The sequence below is a fragment of the Hahella sp. NBU794 genome (genome assembly GCF_050749805.1).
In the GTDB taxonomy this organism is placed as follows: domain Bacteria; phylum Pseudomonadota; class Gammaproteobacteria; order Pseudomonadales; family Oleiphilaceae; genus Hahella.
This window is the reverse complement of record NZ_CP192738.1, coordinates 4,006,767-4,021,224: the sequence shown is the minus strand read 5'-3', so window position 1 is coordinate 4,021,224 and position 14,458 is coordinate 4,006,767. Positions and strand designations below refer to the sequence as shown.

Sequence of the window (14,458 nt, the reverse complement as noted above, 5' to 3'; positions counted from 1 at the left end):
TTCCCATACGAGCGGAACGGGTTAACTCAACCGGTCTATGAACTCATCCAGTTCCTCCAGGTTGAAGCCGTCATAATCAATGTCCGCCGGGGTCAGCTCCGCTTCGGTTTTGCCGGCGGCGTGGCGGATGATGCGACGCAGATCGTCCATCAGGGCTTCCGCGAACTTCACCAGATCGCCGGCGCTGAAACAGCCGGCGCAACCAGTCAGACGCAACTGCAGGCAACCGTCCAGCACCAGCGCCACCACTTCCAGGGCCTGCAGGTTCTGCGCCTGCGGGTCCCGGGTCGGTCCGGCGTTTTCTTCCGCCAGATGGAACAGGTCGCCGGTGAAAGTGCGGTCGAACTGACCGAGATAGTTGAACGCCACCGCAGGCAAGGGCGCAAAGGCGATGGCGTCGTCGCTGTCGAAATTCTTCTGGTCGCGCATGTAGCGGAGGATGCCGTAGCCCGCCCCCTGTTGCGGCGCGCTGCGCAAGGTCTCTTTCACCACTTTGATCTGGCGGTCGATCTCGTCTTCAGCATTCACCGCGAAGGCTAGAGGGTACAGGCTGGTGAACCAGCCCAGAGTGCGTGAGATATCGAGGCCGGAGCCCAGGTCTTCGCGGCCATGCCCTTCCAGCAGCAGGCTGGGCGGCGCCAGATCCAGTCGCATCAGCGCCCGCAGGAGAGCGGTGATGAGTAGTTCGTCTCCCCGGGTGCGGTAGCCTTGATTGGCGTCGCGCAGCCATTGTTCGGTGGCGCCGCCGTCAAGATGGCTTTCCACGTAGTGGTAGGCCGCGTCACGGCGTTGCAGGCGCGCAGGCATTGGCTGACTGGCGCGCAGGCTCTCCTGACGCCGCCAGTAATCCAGCTCTTTCTGGGAAAATACCGGCGCGCCGCTGTTGATGGCCTGCGCCCATTGGGCGAAATCCGTCACTGGCGTCAGGGTAATCTCCGATCCGTCGACGGCCTGTTCGTAGGCCTGGGTCAGGTCTTCCAGCAGTATGCGCCAGGACACCGCGTCCATGATCAGGTGATGGGCGGTCAGAAACAGACGTTGCTCGCCGTCGCCCAGGCGATACAGCGCCGCTTTGAAGAGGCCGCCTTTACGCAGGTTGAAGCGGGTTTGCAGATCCGCCATATGGGCTTCCATTTGCGCTGTGAGGTCCGCCGTCGGGTCTGTTGAGGCGTCTGTGGAGTCAGACGAGGTATGCAGGTCAATGACGCTCAGTACGCTGTCGGGGTCCACTTCCACACGCACCTGACGCAACTGGTCCGGCTCGCCCTGGAAGGCCAGTTGCAGCGCGCCGTGGCGGCGCAGCAGGGCGGCCAGACTGCGCTGCAGCGGCTCTATTTGCAGCGCCTGGGCCGGACGCAGCAATACCGCCTGATTGTAATGGTCGTGACGACCTTCAAAGTGACTGAAGAACCAGCGCTGGATCGCCGTCAGCGGCGCTTCCGCCGGCGCGGCGTTGAGGGCGACGGTCTCTACGATGGCCTGCAGTTGCGGCGCCAGTTCGGCGATGCTGCGGTATTCGAAAATCTGTCTGACTTCCATACGCCAGCCCATCTGGCGCAGACGCGCGGAGATCTGCAGCGCCTTGATGGAGTCGCCGCCGAGGGCGAAGTAGTCGTCCTCGGCGCTGATATCGGCGACATTCAGCACGCCGCTCCAGACCTCCGCCAACGCGGTTTCTCTGGCGCCCTCAGGGGCGCGGCGCGGGCGTTTTTCCTGGTCGGGAGCGGTAGCTTCGCATTGCGGCAGGGCGCGACGGTCGATCTTGTTGCTGGCGGTGAGCGGCATCTGTTCCAGAAACGACCAGTGCGTCGGAATCATATAGTCGGGCACGCGATCCTGCAGAAAGCCGCGCAGGGCCTCCACCGCGGGCGCCTGCGCCTCTTCCCGCAGGGTGAGATAGGCCGCCAGTTCGTGGCGTCCCGGTTCGGTTTCCAGGGCGATCGCCGCGGCTTCCGCCAGCGCGGGATGCTGACGTAAGTGCGACTCAATTTCCCCCGGCTCCACCCGATGGCCGCGAATTTTGATCTGCTGATCCATGCGGCCGAGATATTGAATGGACCCGTCCGGAAGCCAGCGTCCACAGTCGCCGGTGGCGTACAGGCGGCGTTCGGAAATTTCGGGGTAATAGGAGAACTTTTCCCGGGTCAGGGCGGGTTGATTCAAATAGCCGCGGCCGACCGGGTCGCCGCCGATGAATATCTGGCCGGGGGCGCCCAGAGGAACCGGCTGACAGAACCTGTCCAGAATGAATGCCTGCGCGTTGGGCAGGGGCGTCCCGATGGGAACGATGGGATAGTGATAGGGATTATCCCGGGGAACCCGCAGCGCGGTCACGTCCACGGTGCACTCTGTAGGACCATAGACGTTGAACAGCGTGGCCCTGGGGTTTTGCTGATAAAACGACTGCGCCAGCTCCCGCGTCAGCGGCTCGCCGCCGGTAAGCAGGGCGTCCAGGCGCAAGCCGGGGGTCGCCGGTAATCTGTCCGCCGTCATGATCGACAGCAGGCTCGGCGTGCAGTCCGCCACCGACACATTGTGGTCCAGAAAACACTGAGCCAGACGCGCGGGCTCCAGACGCTTCTCCGGCGACACGATCAGCAGTTTATGTCCCAGCAGCAGGGCGGCGAAGATCTGTTGCACCGAGGCGTCGAACACGGGGTTGGCCAGCAGCGCCACGCACACCGGCTCCTGATAGTTCTGATAAACCAGCTCCCGCAGCCCTTCCACCAGATTCAGCACATTGTGATGCTCCACCTGACTGCCTTTGGGGGCGCCGGTGGAGCCGGAGGTGTAGATGATGTACGCCAGTTGGCTGCGTTGTATGGCGAGTGGACTGGTCGGCGCGGCCACGGGTTTGGTCAGGGCCTGTTCGATGCAGATCAGCTCGGCGGGATAAGGCGCCACGATGGAGCGGGCGGGGTTCAGCGTGGCCTGGTCGACCACGATCAGGCTCAACTTGGCGTCGCGGATCTGATGGTGCAGGCGGGCGCGGGGGTGGGCGATGTCCATGGGCATATAGCCGGCGCCGCTTTTCAGGATGCCGAGGATGCCGATGATCAGGTTGACGCTGGGTTGTACGCACAACCCCACCGGCTGGTCCGGCAACGCGCCCTGATGGCGCAGACGCGCCGCCAGCGCGTCGCTGCGTTGGTCCAGCTCGGCGTAACTTAACTCGCCATCGTCGGCGGTGACGGCGGTCAGCTCCGGGTTGCGGGCCGCCTGTTGGCGGAAGCAACTGACGATGTCGTCTCCGAGAATGGGCTCCTCCACCGGGCGCGCCGCGGCGGGAGGCGAGCGCCAGTGTTCGTTGAAGGCGCGGAGCTGGCGCAGGTCTTCGGCGTCGATCATGGTCAGCTGATCCAGCTCGGCTTGCGGCGCCATGATCACGCTGTCCACCAGGGTGGCGAAGTGCCGGGCCATACGCTCAATGGTCCCGGACTCAAACAGGTCGAGGCTGTATTCAAACTCGCATTGCAGGGCCCCGTCGGTCTCCGTGACCAGCAGCGAAAGGTCGAACTTGGCGCTGCCCCGGTTGATCGGCAGGGATTCAATCGTAAGGCGCGGCAGCCGCAGGCTCTCCATGGGCGCGCTTTGCAACAGGAACATGACCTGGGCGATGGGCTCGTAGCCGGGGCGGCGCTCCGGTTGCAACGCCTCCACCAGTTTATCGAAGGGCATTTCCTGATGTGCGAAAGCGCCCAGGGTGGTTTCACGCACCTGTTGCAGCAATTCGATGTAATTGGCGACCCCGCTGAGGTTGACCCGCAGCGCCAGGGTATTGACGAAGAAGCCCACCACGTTTTCCAGCTCGGGACGCTCCCGGTTGGCCACCTGGGTGCCCACCACCAGATCGTTGGCGCCACTGTAGCGTTGCAGCAGTATGTTGAAGATCGCCAGCAGCGCCATGAACAGGCTGCACCCCTGCCGCTTGGCCAGGGCCTGCAGGGCGTCGCCCCGGTCCGCGGACAGGGTTATGAAATGGCTGGCGCCGCGATAGCTGCGTTGCCGGGGGCGCGGGTGATCATAGGGAAGATCAGGGGGCGGCGGCGGATTCTGCAGGCGCGGCAGCCAGTATTCCCGCAGGCGCGGGAGCTCCGCCGGCAAAAAGCTTTGCTGTTGCCAGCAGGCGTAATCCGGGTATTGGGTGGACAATGGCGGCAGTTCGCCGGAACCGGCGTAAAGCGTCATCAGCTCACGGGTGAGAATGCCCTTGGACCAGCCGTCGGCGATGATGTGATGCAGGGTGAACAGCAGCACATGGCGCTGCGGTCCCAGTTTCAACAGACGCGCCCGGGCCAGGGGCGCGCGGCTCAGATCGAAAGGGGCCAGGGCCTCCGCATCCGCGAGTCTGGCGGCGGCGCGCTCCGCCGCGCCGGGCTCCAGACTGCTCAGGTCCTCCTGGGTCATCGACAGGTTCGCCTGTTCGGCGATGTGCTGACGGGGCCCGTCCGGCCCTTCAATAAAGCTGACCCGCAGGGCTTCGTGGCGGTCCGCAATACGCTGCAGACAGCGACGCATCAAACTGACGTCGATGACGCCGTCCAGGCGCAATGCTTCGGGAATATTGTAGGCGGCATCGCCAGGTATATCGTAGGCGGCATCGTCAGGTATATTGCAGGCGGCGTCGCCTTCAGGGCCGGTTTTCGGCTCCGCCATGGCCATCACGAACCAGAGCCCCATCTGATTCAGAGTCAACGGCGCATTGTTGGCGTAAGCCGGTGCGCGCGGCGGAATGCCCCGGCGCGGAGCCACCGCCTGCAATCGCGGCGGAGCCGGTTGCCTGGGCAGCAGGGGCAGAATGGTCTCCTTCATGGTCTTGAGACGGGCGACCAGCTCCGGCGTCATGGCGTTTTTCGGAGCCCGGTAACGCAGTTGCCCGTTATCATTCCACAGCTGCACGCCACTTTGTTCGACTTCCCGCAGAAAGGCGTACACTTCCATCACAGCACCCCTTCATCCATTTCTTCCGACAGGTCCGTGTCCACGGCTTCCGGACAGGCGCGCTGCAGCCATTCGGCGAAGGCGGCCACGCTGGGGTAGTCGAACAGGGCCTGCATGCTGATATCCGGCGAGAACCGGCTTTTCAGCCGCGACGCCATCTTGATGGCGATGAGGCTGTCGCCGCCCAGATCATGGAAATTGTCGTGTCGTCCCACCAGATTGACTCCCAGCACCTCGCGCCAGATGGCGGCGATGTCCCGTTCCAGCTCGGTGGCGGGCGCATCGGCGCCGGCTTGCTCGTCCTGAGCGGCGTTGCTGAGTCGGCTCTGCTCGACGATGCGCTGCAGGTTGACGTTGCGGGAGTCCTGCAACAGAACGTCGATGCGACGGCGGGACATCAGCACCTGACTGAGGCCGCGTTGGGACAGCATGCGCAGGAAGGCGTCGGCGCCGGTGGCGGGGTCCATGCCGCCTTCCGGGTCCTGGCCGGTTTTCTGGCGATACAGCGCTTCATAGGCGCATGCCATGCCCACATGCCGCCAGCGTTCCCAGTTGATAGACACGGCCGCCACGCCCTGGCTGCGAAGTTGATGGGCGAAGGCGTCCACGCAGGAGTTGGAGGCGCAGTACTCGGCGTCGCCGACCCCGGGCGCCACGGCGCTGGTGGAGGAGGACAGCGCTACAAAGTCCAGCTCTTTGACCGCCAAGGTCGCCAACAGATTGCGCACGCCGTGAGTCTTGGCGGCGAACTCGCCGGCCCCGGGATCAGGCTGTTTGAGCTGAATGGGGCCGCGGTTTTCGGAGGCCGCGCAATGAATCAGACCGTTGATGGGGCCGAAGCGTTGTTGCGCCTGCGCCAGTTGTTCCTGTAGCGCCGCCAGGTCGGCAATGTCCGTCTGCAAGGTCATGACCTGGGCGCCGAGGCTGCGCAGTCGGCGCAGCTTGGCGCTGCGGTCGCGGGCGCTCCGTTCCACGTCGGGGCTGACCAGGGCGAAGGGCTCCGCCACGTCGGCGTCGCCAGCGGCGGCCAGTATCAGGCCGCAGTCGACTTCCTCTGGCCGCATATCTTCGCCAGGGAAGGCGCGCACGTCCTGATAGCCCAGCTCTTCCAGCAGCGCGCGCCATTGCGGTAGGGACAGGAGCGGACAGTTCTCCCGCAGGCCGTCGGCGAAATACCACCATCCCGCCGCCAGCCCATAGGCCATGTTGGTCCAGCGCTCAGTGTGGGTGGACTCCAGCAGGCACAGCAGGCCTCCGGGAGCCAGCAGACGTTGGGTCTGGCGCATGGTGGCGGGCAGGTCCGCCGTGGCGTGCACCGCGTCCAGTTCTATCACCAGATCGAAACTGTGCGGGTCCAGCCCCTGTTTCTCCGGCGGCAGCGAGGCGTCGAATTTGGCGAAACGCATTTTGCCCGCCAGATCGGGATCTTGCTGAAAGCGTTCTTCCGCCGCCATCACGAAGCTGCGGCCGATATCGGTGAACCAGTACTCCACGTTCGCTTCACGCAGCGCGGGGGCGATCCAGTCGGTAAGGATGCCGGCCCCGGCGCCGATCTCCAGAATGCGCAAGGGTTTGGCGTCAGGCTGCGACGCCCGGGCCTGATGCAGTTCCCGCAGCAGGCGTTGCAGTAACAGGCCGTACAGACGGTGATGCGTATGTTCCACGGTCTCCGCCGCCGCTTTCTGCAGCTTGTCGCCCTGACCAGAGGGATACAGCACGCTGATGGCGTCGATTTCGCCGGTGAGCGCGGGGCGATAGTGGCTGACGCAGTGATCCAGAAACGCGAGCATGGGTGCGAAGCCCGGATGTCGCTGACTGACTTCCTCGCGCAGGGCGGCGGTGTCAGGCAGTTGCTGCAGCGCGGGCAGAAGGCGCAATTGCTCGCTGTCCAGTTGCAGCAACCCGTCTTCAGCCAGAATGGCGAACATCCAGCGGAAGAACTTGTCGAAGCGGGCGTCCAGACCGCAGACCTGGATGAACTCGTCCACGCTGACGGTGTCTGTCTCGCCCAGATGGTCGCGCCACAGGGTGGCGATAAACTGGCCCAGATAGGCGGAGCACAGGCCGTGCAGATCGCTGCGCAGGCCCGGATGGGCGTCGACAATCTGAATCCCCAGTTCGTCCTTCAGCTCGCTTTCCATGGCGGCGATGCGCTTGGGCTCAGGCAACTGTTTGATGAGGCCGCCCTGTGTGGCGTCGGCGTCCTCGCTCCAGGCGGGAGCGGGCTGACGACCGGCCAGAATCAGCTTGGCGCGGCATTGTTGCGCTACGCATTCCGCCAGTTGCAGGCCGATGCCGCCCAATCCGCCGGTGATCAGGTACACGCCGTCATCACGCAAGGGTAATTGCTGAGGGGCGCTGACCGCCGCGGTGGGCGTGGGCGTGAATTCGCAGACCCAGCGGTGATGGCGGGGCGGTTGCGTCAGATCCAGGCCGCGCAACGCCAGCAAGGGTTCATCGCTGGGACGCTGGGCGAGATCGATCAGGTCGCGACAGAGCGCGTCCTGCTGGGCTTTCGATTGCGGCGGGATAACGTCAATGCACAGACTGCGCAGGTCAGCGTACTCCAACGGGGCCACCTTGATCGGTCCCATGACCGCCGCCAGCTCCGGCGTAATGGTTTCATCTCCGAGCACCGTTTGCGCCGTGGCGGTGACGGCGCACAGCATAGGCGCAGCAGAGGTCAGGCTATCGAACTGCTGGATCAACCGGATCAGGCTGCTGTAACCCAGGTTCAGCAGTTTCTCGCTGCGTTGCTGTTCGTTGGTGGCGTTTGTGGTGTTTGTGGCGTCGATGTGGGGTGCGTAGGCCCAGGCGTGCAACACGATATCCGGCGCCTGGGCGTCCGCCTGCAATTGCGCGAACAGGACCTGGAAATCTTCTTCCTTAGCGGGATCTATATGGAGTGCGTTCGCCGAGTGTGGATCTTGAGGCGCATAGGTGGAGCGCACCTGCGTCATACTGTCGCCGCGACGCTCAATTTCCGCCCGCAAGCCTTGGGCGAGCGGGGCGTCGTCCACCAACACCAGCCAGTGACGGGGTTTGGCGTCTGTATCTGGCTTGTCTGTATCTAGCATAGCGGGAGACGGCTGACCTGAGAGGTCGGCGGTCATGGGCAGACGCCGCCATGACGGCGCATAGAACCAGTCCTGTAACGGCGGCTCCGCCTGATGGATACGGGCGCTCGGCGAGGCCGTCTGACCGCTGGGAGGATCTATCCAATGGCGCTGCCGGGCGAAGGGGTAGCCTGGTAAGTGCAGGCGCTGGTAGCGACGGCGGGTCTCCGGCGCGGCGGCATTGATGACGCCGGCGTAATAGGCCCGCCAATCCAGGTCGCAACCGCGACGCCAGAGTTCCCCCAGCGTTTCCAGCAGCAGTCGCTCTGGATGCTCGCGACGGGACGCCGCCGGAATCAACGATAAAGCGTCGTGACGCCAGCCTTGTTGATGGGCCAGGGCGGTGAGCGCGCGTCCCGCGCCTACCTCCACGCACACATCCACTCCTTCCCGCCGTAATGTCTGCAGGCCGGCGGAGAAACGCACCGGCTCCAGCATATGGCGCACCCAGTAGTCCGGGTCCGTGGCCTGTTCCGGGCGCAGCAGGTCGCCGGTCAGGTTGCTGACAATGGGAATCTGCGACGCCTGCAGGCGCATACCGCGCAATAGCTCGCGCAAGGGGGCCGCCACTGGCTCCATGGCCGGAGAGTGGAAGGCGCCGCTGGTGTTGAGGCGCTGGCAGGTGACGCCCTCGGCGATCAGGCGCGCCTGTAGCTGTTCGATCGCCGCCGGCGGGCCGGACAGGGTGCAGCATTCCGGGCTGTTGACCGCCGCCAGAGACAGACGCTCGCCCTGGCCTTTGTCGCCGGCGTGGGCGCGCAGATAGGGAATGACGCCGTCTTCGCCAAGAGAAACTACCAGCATGGCGCCGGCGGCGGTGTCCTGCATCAAACGACCGCGTTCGCTGAGCAGGCGCAGGGCGTCAGGCAGAGTAAACACCTCGGCGAGACAGGCGGCGACATATTCGCCCAGGCTGTGACCCAGTAACGCATTGGGTTGCAGGCCCCAGCTTTGCAGCAGACGCGCCAGGGAATACTCCAGCGCGAAGTTCAGCGGTTGCGCCAGAGCGGTGGGCGTCAGGGCGCGGTCTTTTTCCTTGTCGTCGCAAAGCAGCGAGCGGATATCCCGGTTCAGCAACGGCCGCAGCAGGTCCGCGCATTGATCCAGATCCCGGCGAAAAGACGCGTAGCGACGATACAGGGAGCCGGCCATCCCCGCATATTGAGAACCCTGGCCGGTGAGCAGAAACGCCAGTTGGTGTATAGGACGCTCTTCTTGGTTTCCGCCTTCGTGCTCTTTTTGTCCTCCGCTTGCGCGGAATAGCGTCGCCTCCCCGCCGCTGACTGCATAGGCGCGTCGCTCCAGGCGTCGACGGCCGCAGGCCAGCGTGAAAGCGACATCCGGCAGCGCCTGCGCCGGCAGGTGTCGCAGATGCCCGCTTAACTGTTCCTGTGCGCTTTTCAGCGCCGTTTCCGTGCGGGCCGAGACCAGCAGCAGTTGCGGCAGGGCAGCCTCCGAGTCTTGAAGGGCATTGGCGTCGACACAGGCGTCCGGGGCCTGCTCCAGCACCACATGGGAGTTGGTGCCGCCGACGCCGAATGAGCTGACGCCGGCGCGCCGGGGTAAATCGGCGGGCCAGTCGATGGCGTTGGCGTTGACGAAAAACGGGCTGTTCTCCAGGTCCAGCTTGGGGTTGGGGCGCTGGAAATGGCGGGTGGAGGGAATCTTGTCATGCTTGATCGCCAGGGCGGCCTTGATCAAACCGGCCATGCCGGCGGCGGTGTCCAGATGGCCGAAATTGGTTTTCACCGATCCCAGGGCGCAGAAGCCTTTGCGCGCGGTGGTCAGCCGGAAGGCTTTGGTCAGCGCCGCCACTTCAATGGGATCGCCCAGAGGCGTCCCGGTGCCGTGGGCCTCCACGTAGCTGATGGTGTCCGCAGAGATGTCCGCCAGGGCCTGCGCCTCCGCGATCACCGCCGCTTCGCCGTCCACGCTGGGCGCGGTGTAACCGATTTTATCGGCGCCGTCGTTGTTAATGGCGCTGCCGCGAATCACCGCATAGATATCATCGCCGTCTTCCAGGGCGTCTTCCAGTCGACGCAACAACACCACGCCCACGCCGCTGCCGCCCACCACGCCCTGGGCGTCGGCGTCAAAGGCGCGGCATTGGCCGTCGGGGGAGGGAATGCCGCCTTCCTGATACAGATAGCCTTCTTCCTGGGGCACGCGCAAGGTGGATGCGCCGGCCAGGGCCATATCGCACTGGCAGGACAGCAGACTCTGGCAGGCCAGATGCACCGCCACCAGGGAGGTGGAGCAGGCGGTGTTGACGTTAAAGCTGGGGCCTTTCAGGTCCATTTTGTAGCTGACACGGGTGGCGGCGAAGTCCTTGTCGTTGCCGATCAGTAGTTGATAATCCATGTCCGGCCCGGTGTATTGCGGGTGCGGAATGATATTGCGCAGGATATAGGTGGGCATGCCCACGCCGGCGAAAACGCCGATGCGGTTTTCCTCGCCCTGTCCGGTGTGGCCGGCGTCTTCCAGTGCGCGCCAGCAACTTTCCAGAAACAGACGATGCTGCGGGTCCATCATTTCCGCTTCCCGGGGCGTATAGCCGAAGAAAGCGGCGTCGAACTTGTCGTAATCGTTGACCACGCCTTTGATGGGAACGTAGTCCGGGTGGTCGATCAGCGCGGCGGGAATTCCCGCCTGCAGCAGTTGTTCACGGGTGAAGCGGGTGGTGGAGATCACGCCGTCGAGCAGGTTGCGCCAGAACCCCTCGATGTCGTCCGCGCCGGGAAAGCGGCACGCCATGCCGACAATGGCGATAGCGTCCGCTGGGATGTCTTGGGATAGGGTGTCCTTCATGGTTGTATTCTTTTTCTTCCGTTTATTGTTCTTGCATTTACTTGATTGGCAGCGATTGACTCACAGCGCGGGCGTCGGCCTGTCGGCGGCGCGCCTGTCGTTGCCGGTCCACGCGCTGGGCGACGCTGTCCCGCAATGCGGCGCGTTCGTTCTCCTCACCGCCGCCTTCCTGGTCCGCCAGATGGGCGGCGAGCTGGGCGATGGTGGGATAATTGAACAAGGCGGTCAGCGGCGTCCGGAACTCCAGGCGCAGCAGGCGTTCATAAACTCGCGTCAGCAGCAGGGAATAGCCGCCGATATCGAAAAAGTTGTCGTAGATACTGATGCGTTCCTGCCCTAGAACTTCGCGCCAGATCGCGGCGATTTCCTGTTCAAGACGATTGCGGGGCGCCTGGAACACGGCGGAGGAAACCCGGCTGGGCGTGGCCTGGGGCAGACGTTTGCGGTCGATCTTGCCGTTGCTGTTGAGGGGCAGCTCCGACAGGATCATATAACTGGTGGGCGCCATGTACTCCGGCAGCTTGCTGCGGGCCAGCTTGCGCAGTTCCTCGAACAGGCTGGCGGGATCGTCCGGCGCGCGGCGCGGCACCAGAAACGCGGCCAGATATTCGCCGCCGTCCTCCGCGTATTGTTTGCACACCACCGCCTGACTCACCAGCGCATGCTCGGTAAGTAGCGATTCGATTTCTCCCGGCTCGATGCGGAACCCGCGCAGTTTGATCTGGAAGTCGCTGCGTCCCAGATAATCGATGGCCCCGTCTGCGCGGCGTCTCACCAGATCGCCGGTTTTGTAGACGCGACCGCGGCACAGCGGGTGCGTCATCTTGACGAAGCGCTCCGCGTTAAGCTCCGGCCGGCCCAGATAACCCCGGGTGACGCCGGCGCCGCCGATGCACAGCTCACCGGCGACGCCCGCCGGCGCTGGCTCGCCAAAGGCGTCGATGACGTACAGTTGATAGTTGGCCAGGGGCGCGCCGATAGGCAGCGTCGCCAGCTCTGCGTCCGCGCCGGTGACCCGATGAATGGAGGACCACACGGTGGCTTCCGTCGGGCCGTAAAAATTCCATACCGGCAGGCCGAATTTTAATATCGGCGAAACCAAGCGGCCGGGAAACGCTTCGCCGCCGCAGCAGAAAGCGCGTAATTGATAGGGAAATGCGTCGTCCTCCCGGGTCGCCGCCAGCAGTTTCTCCATATTGCTCGGAGTCAGGTTCAGCACAGTGGCGTTCTCCCTGCGCAGCAGCCGGGCCAGAGCGTGGGGGTTATGACGCTCTTCCTCAGTGGTCACCAGCAGGGTGCCGCCATATAAAAGACAGCCCCAGATCTCCCACACGGAAAAGTCGAAAGCGTAGGAATGGAATAGCGTCCATACGTCGTCCGCTGAAAATTCCACGATGGGTTGCAGCGCCGCCAGCATGTTGAGCACGTTACGGTGCTCGATAGGCGTGGCTTTGGGTGCGCCAGTGGAGCCGGAGGTGAAAATGGCGTAGGCGAGATGATCCGGCCGCGCCGGGTTGCTCGGCGTCGGTATGCCGCAACGGCAGGGCTGGCGGCTCAACGCGTCGTCTGTATGCAGGTGGCGCAGGGGATCGCTGCACTCGGGATCATTGCGCAACAGGCGGTCCAGGCGCACCAGGGTGCAGCCCTCAGGCAGATCCAGCGCCAGATCCGAGTGGGTGACCACCAGCGCCGCGCCAGCGCTGGCGAGCATATCGGCGATGCGGTCGCGGGGGTTGGCCGGATCAATAGGCAGATAGGCGGCGCCGGATTTCAGCACGCCCGCCAGCGCCGCGATCATGTCGACGCTGCGTCCCAGGTAGACCGCCACCAGCGTGTCCGGGGCGACGCCAAGATGTTGCAACTGCAACGCCAGGAGGGTGGCGCGCCGGTCCAGCTCCAGATAGCTGATGCGCTGGTCGCCGCAGACCACGGCGGTTTTATGAGGATGCGCCAGCGTCGCTTCCCGCAACAGGTCGGTCATGCGCCGGTCGCTGGGCAGCGCTTTTGCCGTCGCGGCGGCGTCGTTCCATTGCTGGGTTTCCGCCGCGCTTAACATGGGCAGACGCAGCGGCGGCGTATTCAGGCCTCTCGGCAGCTCCGCCAGCAGTTTGCGATAGTGTCCGATCATGCGGCGGATCGTGGCGGTCTCGAACAGGCTGCTGTTGTAGACGAACTGACCTTGCAGCTCGCCATCCACCTCCCACAGATGCACTTCCAGGTCCACGCTGACGTTGCGGCGTTTCAGCGCCAGGGGCTCGATCAGCAAGCCGCGCAGGCTCAGCTCCGGGTGCGGCGTATGCCGCGGCGAGTTCTGCAGGGCGAAAATCACCTGCACCAGCGGATTATGGGAGAGATCCCGCTCCGGCCGCAGCGCTTCCACCAGTTTTTCGAAGGGAAGCTCCTGACGCTCCATGGCGCCCGCGCAGAAATCCTGCACCTGATCCAGGTATTCAGAAGTGGTGGCGCAAGCGCCGGGACGCAGCCGCAGGGGCAGGGTGTTGGCGAAATAGCCGAGCAGTCCTTCTACTTCGCGGCGGTTGCGATTGGCCACCGGGGAGCCGATCAGCAGATCGTCCTGACCGCTGTGACGGGCCGTCAGCACGCCAAAGGCCGCCAGCGTGGCCATGTACAGCGTCAGGTTGTGACGGCGGCACAGGTCTTTAAGCGGTTGCAGCAAGGTGGCGGGAATCGTGAAATGCTCCACGTCGCCATGAAAGTTCTGCACCGGCGGGCGCGGATAATCCAGAGGCAGCTCCAGACGCAACGGCGCGCCCAGCAGCCGCGGCAGCCACCAGTCCAGTTCCGGCGGGCTGGCGTCGCGGGCGTAGCGTCGCTGTTGCCACGCCGCGTAATCGCCGTATTGAATGGGAAGCGCCGGCAACGCGGGCGGCCGGTTCTGGGATATGGCGTTATACAGGGCGGAGATTTCCTCCACCATGACGCCGATGGACCAGCCGTCGGTGACGATATGATGCAGGGTGATGAGCAGCACATGGTCCTGCGCGCTTTTACGCAGCAGCTGCATGCGCAGTATCGGCCCCAGCTTCAGATTAAAGGGTTCGAACGCCGCTGACGCCGCCAGTTCCTGGATGCGTCGATCCTGTTCCGCCGCGGGCAGGGCGGACAGATCCAGCTCCGCCAGCTCCACGCAGGGCAGCGGCTCCACAAACACCGCTTCGCTGTCCGGGTAGCGCGTGCGCAGCACTTCGTGGCGCACCATGAGGGCGCGCAGACTCTTGCGCAGCGCATCCACATCCAGCGGACCCTGCAAGCGCATGGCGGTGGGCATGTTATAGCCGTGACCGCCGCCCTCAAGCTGGTCGAGGAACCACAGGCGCTGTTGTCCGAATGACAGAGGCGGCGGTTGCTCGCGCCCGGCGGGCGCTACTGTGTCGCCTTCGGCGCGGCTCTGTCGTTGCAAAAAGCGGATCACTTCGTCCTTGCGGGACTTCAGTTCGTCAATCAGTCCGGCGACGACTGGATCTTGCAGCAGTTCGGCGGGCGCGTTCAGTTTCAACGCGCCCTGATCCAGTCGCAAGCGCACATCGCTTGCCGCCAGTTGGGCGAGAAAATTATGAATGCCTGACTCCATA

The 14,458-nt window shown here is 64.3% G+C and carries 3 protein-coding genes; all 3 read right to left on the bottom strand.

Annotation, left to right across the window (positions count from 1 at the left end; genetic code table 11):
- Nucleotides 1-21 precede the first annotated feature (21 nt).
- From ACQYWX_RS17625 to ACQYWX_RS17615, 3 genes are read right to left on the bottom strand one after another with little or no spacing between them, the layout of a single operon-like run.
- Nucleotides 22-4,941, bottom strand: coding sequence for an amino acid adenylation domain-containing protein (locus tag ACQYWX_RS17625; RefSeq protein WP_431685777.1), 4,920 nt, complete (start codon nt 4,939-4,941; stop codon nt 22-24).
- Nucleotides 4,941-10,865: an SDR family NAD(P)-dependent oxidoreductase gene (locus ACQYWX_RS17620; RefSeq protein WP_431685776.1), complete on the bottom strand. Its 5,925-nt coding sequence runs from the start codon at nt 10,863-10,865 to the stop codon at nt 4,941-4,943. Before ACQYWX_RS17620 ends, ACQYWX_RS17625 begins: the two co-directional genes overlap by 1 nt.
- Nucleotides 10,866-10,902: 37 nt before the next feature.
- Nucleotides 10,903-14,457, bottom strand: coding sequence for an amino acid adenylation domain-containing protein (locus tag ACQYWX_RS17615; protein ID WP_431689518.1), 3,555 nt, complete (start codon nt 14,455-14,457; stop codon nt 10,903-10,905).
- Nucleotide 14,458 lies beyond the last annotated feature (1 nt).